This is a genomic window from Pseudomonas ficuserectae (genome assembly GCF_024584585.1).
Lineage (GTDB): Bacteria > Pseudomonadota > Gammaproteobacteria > Pseudomonadales > Pseudomonadaceae > Aquipseudomonas > Aquipseudomonas amygdali.
Genome location: NZ_CP085684.1, coordinates 3,723,284 through 3,739,476, shown reverse-complemented (window position 1 = coordinate 3,739,476; position 16,193 = coordinate 3,723,284). Strand labels below are relative to the sequence as shown.

Annotated in this window: 11 protein-coding genes and 3 pseudogenes; 7 read left to right on the top strand and 7 right to left on the bottom strand. The window is 57.7% G+C overall.

Annotated features, from left to right (window positions below):
- Positions 1-40 precede the first annotated feature (40 nt).
- Positions 41-760, top strand: coding sequence for an alpha/beta hydrolase (locus tag LJU29_RS16350; protein ID WP_005755696.1), 720 nt, complete (start codon positions 41-43; stop codon positions 758-760).
- A gap of 51 nt (positions 761-811) precedes the next feature.
- Here the strand turns inward: LJU29_RS16350 and LJU29_RS16345 are convergent, their stop codons facing one another.
- A complete protein-coding gene (locus LJU29_RS16345; RefSeq protein WP_005745663.1) occupies positions 812-1,558 on the bottom strand; it encodes a hypothetical protein in 747 nt (248 codons plus the stop codon).
- A 227-nt stretch (positions 1,559-1,785) separates the two neighbouring features.
- Positions 1,786-2,982, bottom strand: coding sequence for an MFS transporter (locus tag LJU29_RS16340; RefSeq protein WP_057454574.1), 1,197 nt, complete (start codon positions 2,980-2,982; stop codon positions 1,786-1,788).
- Between the two features lie 247 nt (positions 2,983-3,229).
- Here LJU29_RS16340 and LJU29_RS16335 point away from each other — a divergent pair, with 247 nt between their 5' ends.
- The 5 genes from LJU29_RS16335 to LJU29_RS16315 all read left to right on the top strand — a co-directional run bounded on the left by LJU29_RS16335 (position 3,230) and on the right by LJU29_RS16315 (position 8,332).
- The gene (locus LJU29_RS16335; RefSeq protein WP_005755698.1) at positions 3,230-4,588 is read left to right on the top strand and encodes an AAA family ATPase; all 1,359 of its coding nucleotides are present in this window, start codon (positions 3,230-3,232) and stop codon (positions 4,586-4,588) included.
- The gene (locus tag LJU29_RS16330; RefSeq protein ID WP_005755699.1) at positions 4,575-5,225 is read left to right on the top strand and encodes an HNH endonuclease family protein; all 651 of its coding nucleotides are present in this window, start codon (positions 4,575-4,577) and stop codon (positions 5,223-5,225) included. The genes LJU29_RS16335 and LJU29_RS16330 overlap by 14 nt, the downstream gene beginning before the upstream one ends.
- Positions 5,226-5,366: 141 nt before the next feature.
- Positions 5,367-6,098, top strand: coding sequence for a GntR family transcriptional regulator (locus tag LJU29_RS16325; protein ID WP_005755700.1), 732 nt, complete (start codon positions 5,367-5,369; stop codon positions 6,096-6,098).
- Between the two features lie 50 nt (positions 6,099-6,148).
- Complete coding sequence (locus LJU29_RS16320; RefSeq protein WP_257110941.1) at positions 6,149-7,435, top strand: MFS transporter; 1,287 nt, start codon at positions 6,149-6,151, stop codon at positions 7,433-7,435.
- Between the two features lie 51 nt (positions 7,436-7,486).
- Positions 7,487-8,332 carry an amidohydrolase family protein gene (locus LJU29_RS16315; RefSeq protein WP_054995276.1) on the top strand — a complete coding sequence of 282 codons (846 nt, stop codon included), beginning with the start codon at positions 7,487-7,489 and terminating at the stop codon, positions 8,330-8,332.
- Between the two features lie 4 nt (positions 8,333-8,336).
- On the opposite strand, the pseudogene LJU29_RS16310 reads toward LJU29_RS16315, so the two are convergent.
- The 4 genes and pseudogenes from LJU29_RS16310 to LJU29_RS16295 form a co-directional block, all read right to left on the bottom strand.
- Positions 8,337-11,364 (bottom strand): annotated as a pseudogene (locus LJU29_RS16310) (efflux RND transporter permease subunit).
- Positions 11,361-12,452 (bottom strand): efflux RND transporter periplasmic adaptor subunit, encoded by a 1,092-nt coding sequence (locus LJU29_RS16305; protein ID WP_057454571.1) that lies wholly within the window; start codon positions 12,450-12,452, stop codon positions 11,361-11,363. The pseudogene LJU29_RS16310 and the gene LJU29_RS16305 overlap by 4 nt, the downstream one beginning before the upstream one ends.
- Positions 12,449-13,636 carry an efflux RND transporter periplasmic adaptor subunit gene (locus tag LJU29_RS16300; RefSeq protein WP_122322931.1) on the bottom strand — a complete coding sequence of 396 codons (1,188 nt, stop codon included), beginning with the start codon at positions 13,634-13,636 and terminating at the stop codon, positions 12,449-12,451. The genes LJU29_RS16305 and LJU29_RS16300 overlap by 4 nt, the downstream gene beginning before the upstream one ends.
- Before the next feature lie 98 nt (positions 13,637-13,734).
- Positions 13,735-14,010: pseudogene (locus LJU29_RS16295) on the bottom strand (alpha/beta fold hydrolase); the annotation flags it as partial.
- Positions 14,011-14,074: 64 nt separating this feature from the next.
- Here LJU29_RS16295 and LJU29_RS16290 point away from each other — a divergent pair.
- On the top strand, positions 14,075-15,055 hold the full coding sequence (locus LJU29_RS16290; RefSeq protein WP_054078085.1) for an IS5-like element ISPsy2 family transposase: 981 nt from the start codon (positions 14,075-14,077) through the stop codon (positions 15,053-15,055).
- Positions 15,056-15,202: 147 nt separating this feature from the next.
- Here the strand turns inward: LJU29_RS16290 and LJU29_RS16285 are convergent.
- A pseudogene (locus LJU29_RS16285) lies at positions 15,203-15,859 on the bottom strand (alpha/beta fold hydrolase); the annotation flags it as partial.
- Positions 15,860-16,193 lie beyond the last annotated feature (334 nt).

Below are 16,193 nucleotides of genomic sequence, written 5' to 3'. Positions count from 1 at the left end.
ACGCTGCTTGCTGACAGCGTCAAACAGAGGTAATGAACCGATGCTGAAATTTTTCACTGCCTTGCTGTTTGCCGTTGCCGGCATGGCGCAGGCGCAGGACACCCTGCACACTGATCTGCCGCTGGATTACCTGGCACAGGTCAACGTCGAAACCCCGAACCGGCCGCTGGTGATCTTCATTCATGGCTACGGCAGTAATGCGGCTGACTTGTTCGGGCTCAAGGAACATCTTCCGGCCGGTTACAACTACCTGTCGGTGCAGGCTCCAGTGGAATTGCGCGCTGACAGTTACAAGTGGTTCACCCAGAAACCAGGCGTGCCTGACTACGATGGCGTGACCGAAGACCTCAAGAGCAGCGGCAAGCAGTTGAGCGCATTCATCACCCAGGCCACCGGCAAGTTCCACACGCAGCCGGGCAAGGTGTTTCTGGTCGGGTTCAGCCAGGGCGCGATGATGAGCTACGAAGTCGCTCTGCGTCAGCCCAAGCTGGTAGGGGGGATTGCGGCGTTGAGCGGGCGGTTGTTGCCAGTGGTGCAGTCCGAGCTAAAAGCCTCTGATGACCTCAAGCGCCTGAACGTCTTCATCGGTCACGGGGTACAGGATCGCCAGGTGGCCTACGCCAGCGGCCCGCAAGCCGAAGCCACGCTGAAGTCGCTTGGCCTGTCACCGCAATTTCATGGGTATGAAGGGCTGGGGCACAGCATCAACGAAGCCGAAGTCATTGACTTGGCTAACTGGCTGCAGCAGTCAGTCCGGTAGCGAATGCGTGCGTCGTCATACTCAAGACGACGCACCCTCTATGTTTGCTACTTAATTGACCTTGACCTCGTTGAACTTGAGCACGTTGTCCTTGTTCTCGCGATCACGGAAGGTCAGCTTCAAAGCAGGTGACTGCTTGACCCGGCCCTTGGCCGCTTCAAAGATCAGCGTCACGCGGGTAGGGACGTTACGGATCAACTGGAAGCTGTCCCAGCGGTCGTATTTCGCATCGCCGACACGCAGTTGCGAAAGGCCCAGAGCGCCGCCTGTTTCTTCGAACAGGCTGATCGGGTTCAGAAAACGGAAGTCGCGGTCTGTACTTTTGTTGGTCAGCTCCAGCATGCAGGTAGGCGACTGGCCATTCTGATCACAACCCAGCAACTCCATACTCACGTTGTCGACCGTCTCGGAGCGTTTGCCGAACAGGTTGGCGCTTTCATTCTCGGTGAACAGTGTTTGACCGCGGGCGAAATCGACCGAAGGTTTAGCGTATTCGCCGCCCAGTTTGAAGAACACCGCGCAGAGAAACAGTGACAGCGCCAGCCACACGCCGAGCTTGAGCGGCGATGGAAGCTTTCTGGCCATGATTGCGATGTACAGCCCGCTTATCACCATACCGGTGCCGACGATAATGACCAGTGTCTTCCAGTTGATGAAGTCAATGCTGAGGCCAAGAACGGCCGGGTCCGGGAAAAGGTAGGTGAAGATGCTCCAGATAGCCCCGATCATGCCGCTGATGCCGAGCGATATCCTGGCGAAAATCGCGGAAATTTTGCTTGTTCGTGGTGCTGCGTCCATTGCTGTTTTGCCTTGTTCGGGTTGCGCAAGTGCGTACCGATGCGCTTGAAAAGCAGTATCGGCGGATTCGGGGCCTTGGGATGAGGCATCTGTACAATCCGTGTTCAATCGCGCAGATCCAGAGGTGCCGGATACGCGAGCCTTGAGGTGCGAGAGAGAGCCAGAAGGGCGATGAGCCATGCCATCGCCGCGGCATTATCCTGCAAATCAGTTACAAAGTGCAGCGTTTACGCATTCTGTCTGGATCGATCCCTGAGCAGCGCCAGCAAGGCAGTCAACGGCAGCACCGTGCCTGCGATCAGCACCCAGGTCCAGCCGCCATGATCAAACAACGGGCTGGCCACCGCCGAGCCAATCGCGCCACCGATGAAAATGCTGGTCATGTACAGGGCGTTGAGCCGGCTGCGGCTGGCGGCATCCAGTGCATAGACGGTTCGCTGGCCCAACACCATGCTGGTCTGCACGCAGAAATCCAGCACCACGCCCGTTACCGCAAGGCCTATCACGCTGTAGGCAGGATGAATAAGGCCCGGAAGAAAGCTCAGTGCACCGAACAGAAGTGCGCCCAAAGACGCGATGCGGGTGTAACCGGCGTCTGCCAGGCGGCCGCTGATGGGGGCCGCAATGGCACCGATTGCGCCGATCAGGGCAAAGATCGCGATCTGGCTTTGCGACAGCCCGTGATTGCGTGACAGCTCCAGAGGTACGGCGGTCCAGAACAGACTGAAAGTCGCGAACATACATGCCTGATAAAAAGCCCGCTGGCGCAGCACCGGCTGGGTGCGCAAAAGCGTCCAGAGCGAAAACAGCAACTGGCCGTAGGATGCACGATGATCCGGAACGCGTTTGGGCATGGTGGTTGCCAGCACCACACTGATACCGATCATCACCACGGCAGCTGCCCCGAACACTGCGCGCCAGCCGAAATAGTCGGCCACCAGACTGGCAATCGGCCGCGCCAGCAGAATCCCCAGCAACAGCCCGCCCATGATTCCGCCCACCACTCTGCCGCGGGATTCTTCCGGTGCCAGATGCGCCGCCAGCGGGATCAGCATCTGCACCGACACCGAACTGAAACCCACCAGCAGCGACACCAGCAGAAACAGATTCGGCTGCTCGGCAAAAGCAGCGCCCAGCAGGCTGAGCACCGCAACCGCAGTGGTGATCAGCATCAGCCTGCGGTTCTCCAGCAAATCCCCCAGTGGCACCAGAAAGAACAAGCCCAGCGCATAACCGATCTGCGTTAACGAAACGATCAGACTCGCCGCCGTACTCGACAGCCCGATGTCCGGGGCAATCAGCTCGATGATCGGCTGCGCATAGTAGATGTTGGCGACAATCGCGCCGCAGCAGAAGGCAAACAGCATGACCATGGCCGGGGTCATGCTCACGGCTTTGTGCGCCGCGTGGGACGAGTGGGGCATGAAGATTCTCGCTTGAGCGTATACCTGACAGGCACGCGAGGCGCATCTGTCAGGCGGGTTTTTGACTGATGGCAAGCAGGCTAACGGTTTTGTCGGGGATTAAGTAGGTGCGGCGAGTTGATACAGGATATTTCCAGGAATGATGATTTGATGTAAGTCGTTTTATGGCGAGGTCTTCACGGAGCGTGCAGGAGTGCCATAATGCCGACCGTCAGTGTGTTCTGTATCAATCCCCTCAGAGACCTTCATGGAAATCAAAAGCTTCAAGCTTGTTAACGTTGGGCGTTTCAGCGATCTGGAAGTCGCTCTGGCGCCTACCGAAAGACACGCGTCGAAGGTGACCGTACTGGTCGGCAATAATGGGGCGGGGAAGACTACGCTGCTCAAGTCTGTCGCTACATCGTTGAGCTGGCTGGTAGCGAGAGTCAGGACGCCGAAAGGTGCTGGCAGTCGTATCGATGAGGATATGGTTCAGAACGGCACCGCTACATCCTCGATTACCATTCGGATAGAGGATGTGTTGATTTCGGATGACGAGATCAATCCACTTGAATCTGAATGGGCAATAACCGCTACTCGGAAAGGCCGAAACGCCACCTCATCCACAGTATTAAGCGAGCTCAACAGACTTGCTGATGGCTATCGCTCAAAGTTGACTGAAAAAAGTGATACGTCTCTTCCTCTTCTGGCTTTCTACCCCGTCGAGCGCTCTGTCATCGAGATACCGCTCAAAGTCCTCGCCAGACATACCTTTGATCAACTCGACGGCTACGACAACGCCTTGGGGCGTGGCGTGGATTTTCGCCGCTTTTTCGAGTGGTTTCGGGAGCGCGAAGACAGCGAGAATGAAACGGGTATCTCGACAGAGTTGCTGAATGAGCTGTCTCAAAAGATCTTGATTGATACAGAACTCTGGAAAGTGCTGACCAGGGAGCATGCCTCTTCACGTGACCGCCAGCTGACTGCGGTCAGAACTGCGGTTGAGGCGTTCATGCCAGGCTTAACAAAACTGCGTGTCAGGCGTAAGCCGCGCTTGCACATGGCTATTGATAAAGAAGGCAAGACGCTAAACGTATCCCAGCTGTCCCAAGGCGAAAAGTCGATGATGGCGCTCGTCGGCGACATCGCCAGACGCCTCGCCATGATGAACCCGGCGCTGGAAAACCCATTGCACGGCAATGGAATCGTCCTGATCGACGAAGTTGATCTGCACCTGCACCCCAAATGGCAACGCAGTCTCATCGCCCAACTCACTACAACGTTCCCCAATTGCCAGTTCCTCCTGACCACCCATTCGCCGTTGGTCATCAGCGACAGCAAGGATGTGCTGGTGTACGTCATGGACGATGGCGAGTTACGTGAGCAGGACAGTCTTTATGGTCTTGATGCCAATCAGGTGCTGTCGAGTGTCATGGACACTGATATTCGAAATGAGGAGATTCAAACAGCTCTGGATAAACTGCAGCACTTTTTGATGAGAGGAGAGCTCGATGAAGCTCGTACTCTCTACACAGAGTTGGCTGACGAGTTACCTGCAAATCACATCGAATTGGCGAAAGCTTCGCTGCTGATTCGTAAGCTGGAAGTGCGCCGTGAGAAAGATTGAAAAGGGAAGTCTCGCGGTGCTGGAAAAATGGAAGCGCGCGAACAAGGGAAAGAAATACGGCGACCTGGTGGGGCATGAAGATATCAAGGATGCCATTCGCCACGCCTGTGTCACTGAGCAGCATGGCTTGTGCGCCTATTGCTGCTGCAGGATCACCGCAGAGAAAGGCAGTGCCTGCAATGAACATGTTGAAGCGCAGCATCTAGCACCGCATCGCACTCTGGATTTCGGCAACATTGTCGCGAGCTGCACCAAAGCGGGGCGGTGTGACGCCGCTCATGGCCATCAGACTCTGCCGCTTACACCGCTGATGATCGAATGTGAAAAAGAGCTGCAGTTTGAGCTTTCCGGTCTTGTGGCAGGCACCACGCCCCGGGCGTGCGCAAGTATCAACGTGCTCAATTTAGGCGATACCCATGAATCGAACCGGGGTCTTGTGGGAGAGCGCAAGCAGATGATTGATGCGCTGCTGTTTTCTTGCAGCATTGACCCTGCTGAGCTGTTTACTGAGGAGGATGAGGTTCTCGATCTGCTAAGAAACGACCTGCTGGAGGTAAATGCTCAGCAGTTGCTTCAGCCCTTTTCTCCTGTTTTGGTGAATGTAATTATCGGCATCCAGCGTGCTCGACAGCGTTGACCCGGCTATTTCCGCACCACCAAGAAACCTTTTGAACTCATATCTCCGATCTGACGTGCTGACTATCGGCCCTTGACGCCCAACGGCGACGTGCCAATAATCCGCTCAAATATTCATATATATGACTGGATAACTACAACAATGAACAAGCTCTCCAGCGACGAACGCCTTCCGCTTTATCAACGCCTGCGCGACAGTCTGGCCGAACAGATTGCCAATAATCGTTGGCGTCCGGGTGAAGCCATTCCTACTGAAGCGGCGCTGTCCGCTGAGTATTGCCTGTCCACCGGCACCGTGCGCAAGGCCATCGATCTGCTGGTCAGCGACAACGTTCTGGAGCGCCAGCAGGGGCGTGGCACGTTTATTCGGCGTGCCAGGTTTCAGTCGTCGCTGTTTCGTTTTTTCCGTTTTCAGACCGAAGCGGGTGAGCGCCGTGTACCGGAAAGCCGGATTTTATCAATAGAGCCTGTGTCTGCGCCTTCAGCGGTCAGTCAGGCGCTGGGCCTGGTGGCCAATGCACCGGTCATTCGGATGATCCGGCTGCGCTTGCTGGATGGTCAGCCGGTGCTGGCTGAAGAAATCTGGCTGCCTCGGATCCGCTTCCAGGCGTTGCTGGATCTGGATCTCGATACCCAGGGGCCGTTGCTTTATCCGATCTATGAAGAGGCTTGCGGTCAGGTTGTGGCTTATGCGCAAGAGAGCCTGACGGCTGAAGCGGTCAACGAGGTGTACGGCCGGTTGCTGCAGGTTTCGGCCGGCAGCCCGGTAGTGGTCATTGAACGACTGGCGCGTAATTACGCCGGTGAACCTCTGGAGTGGCGACGTTCACGAGGGCACGCCAGCCATTTCCGCTACAGCGTGGAAATTCGCTGATCGCACTGCAATCACCCCGACTCATTCAACGCTCATAAGGATAGGAAGCCATGTTCAACTGGTATCGCGAAGTCACTCCCAAGGAGCGCAAGACCTTCTGGGCCTGTTTCGGCGGCTGGTCGCTGGACGCTCTGGAAGTGCAGATGTTCGGTCTGGCCATTCCGGCCTTGATTGCCGCCTTTGCCCTGACCAAAGGCGACGCAGGGCTGATCAGCGCCGTGACGTTGGTGACGTCGGCACTGGGTGGCTGGGTCGGCGGAACGTTGTCGGATCGCTATGGCCGGGTTCGCACGTTGCAATGGATGATCCTGTGGTTTTCCTTCTTCACCTTTCTGTCTGCCTTCGTGACCGGCTTCAATCAGTTATTGATCATCAAAGCGCTGCAGGGCTTTGGCATCGGCGGTGAGTGGGCGGCGGGCGCGGTGTTGATGGCCGAGACGATCCAGTCGCGCTACCGCGGCAAGGTGATGGCAACGGTGCAAAGCGCCTGGGCTGTCGGCTGGGGGCTGGCGGTGGTGTTGTTTACCCTGATCTATTCGTTTGTGCCGGAGGATATTGCCTGGCGGGTAATGTTTTTCGTCGGCCTGCTGCCGGCACTGATGATTATCTGGGTGCGCCGCAACGTCGAGGAGCCGGACAGCTTCCAGCGCATGCAGAAAAACGCTGCGCCGAAGGGTAATTTCTTCAAGTCGATGGGCGGAATCTTTCGCCCCGAATTATTGCGCGTCACTTTGCTTGGCGGCTTGCTGGGCCTTGGTGCGCACGGCGGTTATCACGCGGTCATGACGTGGCTGCCCACCTTTCTGAAGACCGAACGTAACCTGTCAGTGCTGAGCTCCGGCGGCTATCTGGCGGTCATTATCGTTGCATTCTGGTGCGGTTGCGTATGCAGCGGTCTGTTGATCGACCGCATTGGCCGACGCAAGAACATCATGCTGTTCGCGCTGTGCTGCGTGGTCACGGTGCAGTGCTATCTGATGCTGCCGCTGAGCAACACGCAAATGCTGTTTCTTGGCTTTCCGCTGGGGTTCTTCGCCGCTGGCATTCCGGCCAGCCTGGGTTCGTTTTTCAACGAGTTGTACCCGGCAGACGTACGTGGGGCAGGGGTTGGCTTCTGTTACAACTTCGGGCGCGTATTGTCGGCTGTGTTCCCGTTTCTGGTGGGCCATATGAGCGAATCGATGTCGCTGGGCACTGCCATCGGCATCGATGCCGGTATTGCCTATGGCGTGGCGATGGTGGCTGCTTTCTGCCTGCCGGAAACCCGTGGACGCAATCTTGATGCCACGCTGATTGCTGCCGACCCGCTGGATAAGGGCGCAGCGCAGCAGGCTTGAATATCCTTTCACCCGCGGTGTTACGGCACTGCGTTGACTACAGATGAACTCATGACCGACCCCTGTACCACGCCAATCCTGGGCATTGATGCCCATGCTCATGTCTTCAGCAAGGATTTGAGTCTGACGTCAGGACGACGTTACAGCCCGGACTACGATGCCACTGTGCAAGCGTATCTGGCCCACCTGCACGAACATGGTTTGAGTCATGGCGTACTGGTGCAGCCCAGTTTTCTGGGCACCGATAACCGATTTCTGTTCGACGCTCTGGCGCAGGCCCCTGATCGGTTGCGCGGTGTGGCGGTGGTTGACACCGATATCAGCCGTGGTGCCTTGCAGCGTATGGCGGGGCTGGGCATTGTCGGTATTCGCCTGAACCTCATCGGCAGGGCATTGCCTGACTTCACCGCACCTGAATGGAAGTCGTTGTTCAAGAACGTCTGGACCCTTGGTTGGCATGTTGAACTGCACCGTGAGGTTGCGGACTTGCCGGGGCTGATCCGGCAGTTGCTGCCATTCGGTTGCAAGATTGTGATCGACCATTTTGGTCGGCCCGATGCGCGCCTTGGTATTGATGACCCGGCGTTCCAGGCATTGCTGGAATTGGGCCTGAGCGGGCAGCTGTGGATGAAAGTCTCGGCAATCTATCGATTGGGCGGCACTGCCGAGCAAAATGCGGCGTTTGCCCACGCTGCATTGCCTCTGCTGCTGCAAAGCTTTGGTCCGCGCCGGTTGGTATGGGGCAGCGACTGGCCACACACCCAGCATGAGCAAGAGGTCAGTTACGCCAGTGTGGTCGAGCAGTTCCGGGCGCTTGAATGCCCGGAACCGCTCAAAAACATGTTGCTGGTCGAGGCTCCTCAGGGGCTGTTCGATTTTCTGCCAATCGAAATCTGACCCGCTAAGCCGCAGGCGGCCTGATCCTGTAGCTCACCACATACAGCGCAGGCAGAAAAAACAACGTCAGCAAGGTGGCAATGGCGATACCGCCGATCATGGCGATCGCCATCGGGCCCCAGAACACCTCGCGGGCAATCGGGATCATGCCCAGGCTTGCGGCTGCTGCGGTCAGCAGAATCGGCCGGCAGCGATGTTCGGTGGCCTTGACCACCGATGTCCAGGCACTCTCACCGGCAGCGATGAACTCGTCGATCTGTGTGACCAGAATCACCGAATTGCGAATAATGATGCCGATCAGCGCCAGAACGCCAAGAATCGCGACGAAGCCCAGCGGATAGCCGGATATCAATAACGCTGCGACCACGCCAATCAGACCGAGCGGCACCACGCTGACTACTAGCAGAAGTTTTTTGACACTGTGCAGCTGGATCATCAAAAAGCTCACCACCAGCAGCAACATCAGTGGCACGACCTTCAATATGGGCCCTTGCGAGCGGGCGCTGGCCTCGACCGCACCGCCAGTAGCCAGCGAATAACGCAGTGGCAGGCGGGCGCTGAAGGCGTCGACTTCCGGTTTTAATTGCCTGACCAGCGCGGCCGGTTGCAGTTTTCCGAGCACGCTGGCTTTAAGGGTGATGGTCGCCAGCCGGTCGCGACGCCAGACCAGCGGCTGTTCCTGCTCGTAGCTGAGCGTGGCGAACGCCAGCAGCGGCACGCTCGCACCGTTGGGTGTCGGGATCTGCAGGTTGCCGAGGCTTTGTACCGAGTTGCGCTCATCGTTTTCTGCGCGCGCGACCAGGTCGATCAGGTAGGTACTGTCGCGCACCTGAGTGATGGTCGTTCCGCTGACCATACTGTTGAGGATTTGCGCCACGTCTTCCGAAGACAGGCCGACTTGACGCACCTTGTCCTGCGCGATATCAATCTTCAGCACTTTGCCCGGCTCGTTCCAGTCATAGATGACCTGGCCGATGTTCGGGTTGGCGTCGAGGATGGCCGCCAGTGCCATCGCCTGGCTGCGCACTTGTTCGATGTCCGGCCCGCTGACCCGGTATTGCACCGGCCAGCCCACTGGCGGCACCATGTTCAATGGCTGGACGTAGCCGCCCACCCCGACATAATCGTCACGAAGGCGCTGGCGCAGACGCTCGATCAGGCGATCACGCGCTGGCTGACGATCACCAGTTGCCCATAAAAGGGATTGCTCAGTTGCTGGTCCAGTGGCAGGTAGAAACGCACCGCTCCTTTGCCTACATAGGAACTCCAGCGCAGCACATCGGGATCGTTCTTGAGCTTGGCCTCAAAGCGATCCATGGTCTGGCGTGTGCCTTCGATGGAGCCGTTTTGCGGCATATAGATATCCACCAGAATTTCCGGGCGGTCGGAGTCCGGAAAGAACTGGTTCTGCAGCATTCTGGTGGCAAACAGTGAGCCGATGAACATCAGTAACGTGATGCCGATCACCCACCAGCGGTGCTCCAGGGTTTTGACCAGCAGGCCGCTGAAACCGCGCATCCAGCGCCCCGGCGCGGCATGCGGCGCCGACGCCTTGAGAATGTGCACGCCAATCAGTGGCGCAAACAGCACCGCCACCAGCCAGGACAGCAACAGCGCCACTGCGATGACTGCGAACATGGTGAACACGTATTCGCCCGCTGAACTGGAATTCAGGCCGATGGGCACGAAACCGGCAACCGTCACCAGCGTGCCGGTCAGCATCGGGAAGGCCGTCGAGGTATAGGCGAAGGTCGCGGCCTGTGGCAACGAATCGCCGCTTTCCAGACGGGTCACCATCATTTCGACGGTAATCATTGCGTCATCCACCAACAGCCCCAAGGCGATGATCAGCGCACCCAGCGAGATGCGCTGCATGGTGATGCCGCTGTACTCCATGAACACAAAGACCAGCGCGAGCACCAGTGGAATCGAACAGGCCACCACCAGACCTGCGCGAATGCCGAGGCTGATGAAGCTCACGACCAACACAATCAGGATTGCTTCAAAGAGTGCATGGGTGAAGCCGCCGATGGCTTTTTCAACCACGTCGGCCTGGCTGGACACCAGATGCACGTCGATGCCCAACGGTAGCTCGGTGGTCAGCTCGTCGATGCGCTGCTGCAACTGCGTACCGAATGCCTGAATGTTGCCGCCTTGCTTCATGGCCACCGCAAGCCCGATGGCCGGTTGGCCGTTGAAACGGAACAGCGAGGAGGGCGGGTCAGCGTAGCGGCGTTCGATAGTCGCCAGATCGCTGAGGCGAAAGAACCGCTCGCCGAAGCGCAGATCGACGGCCTCAAGGTCTTCTTCACTGCTGAATTGACCGCTGGCGCGCACCGCAATGCGTTCCGGGCCTGCCTCAATCACCCCGGCGGGCGTTACCGAGTTTTGCGCTTGCAGGCTTTGCAGCACCTGGCGCTGATCGATGCCCAACGCCGCGAGCTTGCGGATCGAAAAATTCAGATAAATGACTTCGCGCTGGGCACCGAGCAGCTCGATCTTGCCCAGGTTGGGCACGCTGCGGATATCGGCGCGCACCTGTTCGACGTATCGCGCAACTGGCGGAACGACAGGCCGTCAGCGGTGAACGCATAGATACTGCCGAACACATCACCAAACTCGTCGTTGAATGCAGGGCCCTGAATGCCGCTGGGCAATTCGCTGCGTACATCGCTGATCTTCTTGCGTACCTGATACCACGCTGCCGGGATGTCGGCGCTACGGGTCTCGCTTTTGAGGAAGACAAAAAGCGTCGATTCGCCGGCCAGCGTGTAGCTTTTCACGTAATCCAGCGCGTCGATTTCTTCTAGCTTCTTTTCCAGCCGGTCGGTGACCTGTTGCAAGGTGTCGGGCAACGTAGCACCCGGCCAACGCGCCTGAATGACCATGGTCTTGATGGCAAAGGAAGGGTCTTCCTCGCGGCCCAGATTCAGAAACGACCAACTGCCCATCAGCAGTGAAACGAACATCATGTACCAGACCAGCGTGCGATGCCTGAGCCCCCAGGCCGACAGATTGAAACGCTCCCTCACAAACTGACCTCTCGCTGCATGCGTATTTTCTGTCCGGACTGCATGCCGTTAACGCCGGCAGTCACCACTTTTTCGCCCTCGTGCAGCTCGCCGCTGATCCGTACCTTCGAGCCCGTGCGCGTAAGTACCTGCACCGTGCGCGCAACGAGTGTCGAGGTCGATGGGTCGATGACCCATACCTGAGACAGGCCGTCGCGCTCCACAACGGCGCTGCCGGGCAGCTCGTGAAACGGCGGTGCGTCGCCGCTGATTTCGACCGTGACCGTCGAGCCCGGACGAAAGCTGTCGGGCATGTGCTGCAAGGCCAGGCGGACATGTTGAGTGCGGGTTTCGGCGTTGATTTGCGGTGCAAGCTGGCGGACTTTTGCGGCCACTGAGACTTGCTCATCGAGTTGCGAAATCACCCTGATGCGCTGATTGTCATCCAGTGCCCCCAGCGGCAAATCGACCACCGCTTCGCGGCTTTCCGGACGCGCAAGGCTGACCACTGCCTGACCGGTCGCGATGACCTGACCGACTTCGGCTTGCCATTCGGTGATCAGGCCGTCGAATTCGGCTGACAGGCGCGTGTAGGACACATGGTCAGTAGCTTGTTGCAGCGCAATGCTGGCCTGACTGCGAAGTGCGTCCTGAGTGCGCACTTCACTGTTCAACTGGTCCAGACGCGCCCGCGAGCCGATACCGCGCTCGTAGAGTTGCTGGTAACGCGTTTGCTCATCGCGCGCCTGCTGCCAGGCAGACCGGGCTCTGCCGAGTTCTGCATGGGGGGCACGGAAACGATGTTGCTGATCGCCTGGCTCCAGCGTGGCGAGCAGATCGCCTTTGCACACTCGGTCACCGACCTCTGCATGCCGGGTTGCCAGTCGTCCGGCCACACGAAAACCCAGTGCTACCTCGTATTGCGGCTGGATGACTCCGGCGAAGCGTGCATAAGAGGCGCTGTGCTGATCGGCAATTTCGGTGAACAGCACGGGCCGCTCGACCGCTTCGCGAAGCGGTTTGTCGCGGCAGCCCGGCAGCGTCATGATCAGCAAACAGAGCAGCCAGCAAGCATGTGTCGGTCGTGGTTCTGCAGGTGTGCTGCTCATTGCCCTGGTGCCGATGACGCCAACGAGACGGCCACCTCGACTGGCACTCGCTCGGCGATCTCGACCCGTTGCCCCGGGTAGAGAAACTGCAGCCCTCGGGAAACCACCCGATCGCCCTCGGACAGCCCCTCGGAAACGATCACCTGGCCCTGTTCATAGCGCAGCACGTTGACCCGCGTCAGCTTGTCCCTTGCCTGAGCGTCCACCTGCCAGACTGCCGGTTGACCCTTGGCGCGGCTCAGCGCTGACCAGGGCAGAGCGTACGCCCGTTGTGATCGAACCTGCAGGCGGGCGCTGACCACTGAGCCCAGTGCAGGTGCAACGGCGACGTCCGGCAGCGCAACGCGCACTCGCAATGTGCCGTTAGCGGCGGAAACGATGGGCGTGATTTCCCTGATGATGCCGGTCAACTGAAGGCCCTGTTCAGCGATAGGGCTAATGATCACCGTAGCGCCTGTCTGATCGGAGCGCAGCAGCGATTCATACACGGAAAATACGGCCTCGCGTTCGCCATCGTGAGCGACACTGAACACCGGTGCGGCGGCCTGGACCACCTGACCTTCTTCTGCATGCCGTGCAGTGATGACGCCATCAGCTACTGCGAGCAGTTCGGTGTAACCGACTTGATCACGTGCATTGGCCTGTTGAGCTTGCAGCGCTGCCAATTCAGCTCGCGCACTCTCAAGGCCGGAGCGTGCCTTCTGGTATTCACTGAGGTTGGTATAGCCCTTGGGCAGCAGTAACTGCTGACGCAGGTAATTTTGTTCGGCGAGGTATAAGCGCGACTGTCGCATGGCCACTTCGGCATTGGCCGACGCCAGCTCGTTCTTCTGTTCTTGCGGGTCCAGCCTGGCAAGCACTTGCCCGGCACGCACGCGGTTCCCGACATCCACGTAGCGTTTGATCAGCTTGCCCGACACGCGAAACGCTTGCTCGGTTACTTTGCGCGCCTGGATATCGCCTGTCAGCGTCACACTGCTTGAGACGTCCACCAAGGCAACTGGCTGTACCTCGACTCGCACCAGCGCCTTTTCTGCAGGTTTCCCTGCGGAACAAGCGCTGAGCGAGAGCAGTGAAATGAACCCCAGCACCAGGCCGGGCTGAACAGGTATGAGGTGCGATAGCCGGACATTTCCGGTAGCACGGCAGTACCAACGCAAGCGCGTTGCAAAGGGAAAAGTCATCAACGAATAGCACTGCCCGATCAAAGAAACCAACACCGGTGAACCACTGCGTCACGCCGGAAAAGCTGCACGGCTTCCCGGGCGCAGGCGAGCGTGTTTCAGGCCATCGCGGTGACGCTTGGCCACACCTGTTGAGTGGCTTCGGTGCGCAGGAACGTCAGTGCGGTGCGTTGCGAGTGGTGCCACGCCGCCTTGCTCTCAAGGTCCAGAAAGTGCCCGGTGTCCGGAACGACGTTGAAACTGCTTTTGGCGATGTAGTTGGAAAACATCCGCGCATCTTCAACGGTGGTGTACTCATCTTTTTCACCGCTGATGAACAGCACCGGAATCTTGATCGAGGAAAAACGCTCGACGTAGTTAGTGGCGCTTAGGGAAACTCTGAAAAAGACTTCCTAATTTGGCAAAATCTCCGGACACCAGTCGCCGAGCTTTTCGATGATGAAACAGATGACCTTCGCCGACGCCGAGTATGCCGGCAAGCGCAAGCAGACCCGTAAGGAATTGTTCCTGATCGAGATGGATCAGGTGGTGCCCTGGAAAGGTTTGATTGCCCTGATTGAGCCCTATTATCCAAAAGGAGAAGGTGGCCGGCCCGCCTACCCACTGATGGCGATGCTGCGTGTTCATCTGATGCAGAACTGGTTCGGCTACAGCGATCCGGCGATGGAAGAAGCGCTGTATGAGACGACCATCCTGCGTCAGTTTTCAGGCCTGAGCCTGGAGCGAATTCCAGACGAAACCACCATTCTCAACTTCCGTCGTCTGCTGGAAAAGCACGAGTTGGCGACCGGGATTCTCGGCGTAATTAATGGTTATCTGGGCGACCGCGGCTTGTCGTTGCGTCAAGGCACCATCGTCGATGCCACGCTGATTCACGCGCCCAGTTCGACCAAGAACAAGGATGGCAAACGCGATCCTGAGATGCATCAAACCAAGAAAGGTAACCAGTACTATTTCGGCGCCAAGGCTCACATCGGCGCCGACGACGAGTCAGGCCTGGTGCACAGCGTGGTAGTAACAGCGGCCAATGTGGCAGACGTCACGCAGGTTGCCAAACTGCTGCACGGCGAGGAAAACGTAGTCTGCGCCGACGCAGGTTACACCGGGGTCGAGAAGCGCGAAGAACACGCTGGGCGCAAGGTCATTTGGCAGATTGCCGCCCGCCGCAGCACTTACAAAAAGCATGGAAAACGCAGTATTTTGTACAAGGCGATCCGCAAAATCGAGAAGGCCAAGGCCCAGGTTCGCGCCAAGGTCGAGCATCCGTTTCGGGTCATCAAACGCCAGTTTGGCTATGAAAAAGTGCGCTTTCGGGGCTTGGCCAAGAACACCGCGCAGATGGTGACGTTGTTCGCCCTGTCAAACCTGTGGATGGCCCGTCGACATTTGTTGGCGAGCGCAGGAGAGGTGCGCGTGTAATGCAGGAAATGGTTACCGCAAAAGGCTTTGCAGCGGCCGAAAGAGCTGAAAAGCGAAGATAATTGAGCAAATTTCGACATGCATCGTTTTTTGAAAAGTGCTGAGGACTCGGTAGCCGGAAAACATCCGGCTACTTCAGACCTTCCTTAGTTTGCGAATCTGGCTGATGTGAAAGTCGATCTGGCGATATTCGTGTTCGGCAAGGCTGATCAGGTGCTTGTAGTTATAAAGTTTGAACAGGCGCGGCAGGTACTTGCCCACGGTGTCATTGAGCAGTGAGCCGATCTTGCGTTTCTCGCGGGCGGCCAGATAGATCTGGGCGTTATCGATGTAATCGAGCATGGCCTCGTTGAGGACCGGCGAGAACGAGCTGATGATCGCCTTTTCCACGGATGGCGGGCACTCGGAAAGGGCCAGTAGGGCCGATACACCGCCCCAGGATACCGACAGCAGGTGGTTCACCTGATAAAGGTCGATCAACTGCAGCAGGATGTTTACTTCATCTTCCTTGCTGACAATCATGTCGTCCGGGTTGTGGGCTCGGGACTGCCCCGAAAACGGCAGGTCGAATAGCACGAGGTTGTAGTGCGGTTGCAGGTACTTGACGGTCTGCCCGAAAGAGCCGGTGGTCGATAACGCACCGTTGACCAGCAAGATGGTCTTGGCCTCGCTGCCTTTCCAGTAAGTCTCGGTGTAAACCTTATACTGACCTACGCTTAAAATCTTTGATTGTGCGCCCATAACAGCCTCCCAGCCGATGTTGATCCAACTAATTAGTACAGCGTTCTCTGCTTTGGCAGCCATGTCAAAGCCTCGCCTTGTTAGTGGCGAAATCCGGTGAGTTATTATTTTGGGTGCAGCCAAGCGGTGCAGCAGGAACCTTGTTTGCCCGGTTATAGATAGCGCAGTGCCAGCGAAGCGACAAGACGCTGACGTCATAAAAATGTCTATTCGTTCACATTTTGCCTGGAAGGCGAAGAACCGCCATCTGCTCGATGGGGTGATTTATTCGGGGAAAACCGTCATATAAAGCCAGAAAAGCGCATTTATTGAGTGGAACTTGTGAGCGCTGAAACGGTCAAGCTACAGCGTTTTTTGAAATGTATTGTTACAAATTAGCGCTTGGCAGGCTGCGCCA

What these genes read in the sequence shown, in the direction of transcription:
- LJU29_RS16350 (WP_005755696.1), top strand. Translation starts at nt 41, where the DNA reads ATGCTGAAATTTTTCACTGCCTTGCTGTTTGCCGTTGCCGGCATGGCG.
- LJU29_RS16345 (WP_005745663.1), bottom strand. Translation starts at nt 1,558, where the DNA reads ATGGACGCAGCACCACGAACAAGCAAAATTTCCGCGATTTTCGCCAGG.
- LJU29_RS16340 (WP_057454574.1), bottom strand. Translation starts at nt 2,982, where the DNA reads ATGCCCCACTCGTCCCACGCGGCGCACAAAGCCGTGAGCATGACCCCG.
- LJU29_RS16335 (WP_005755698.1), top strand. Translation starts at nt 3,230, where the DNA reads ATGGAAATCAAAAGCTTCAAGCTTGTTAACGTTGGGCGTTTCAGCGAT.
- LJU29_RS16325 (WP_005755700.1), top strand. Translation starts at nt 5,367, where the DNA reads ATGAACAAGCTCTCCAGCGACGAACGCCTTCCGCTTTATCAACGCCTG.
- LJU29_RS16320 (WP_257110941.1), top strand. Translation starts at nt 6,149, where the DNA reads ATGTTCAACTGGTATCGCGAAGTCACTCCCAAGGAGCGCAAGACCTTC.
- LJU29_RS16315 (WP_054995276.1), top strand. Translation starts at nt 7,487, where the DNA reads ATGACCGACCCCTGTACCACGCCAATCCTGGGCATTGATGCCCATGCT.
- LJU29_RS16305 (WP_057454571.1), bottom strand. Translation starts at nt 12,452, where the DNA reads ATGAGCAGCACACCTGCAGAACCACGACCGACACATGCTTGCTGGCTG.
- LJU29_RS16300 (WP_122322931.1), bottom strand. Translation starts at nt 13,636, where the DNA reads ATGACTTTTCCCTTTGCAACGCGCTTGCGTTGGTACTGCCGTGCTACC.
- LJU29_RS16290 (WP_054078085.1), top strand. Translation starts at nt 14,075, where the DNA reads ATGAAACAGATGACCTTCGCCGACGCCGAGTATGCCGGCAAGCGCAAG.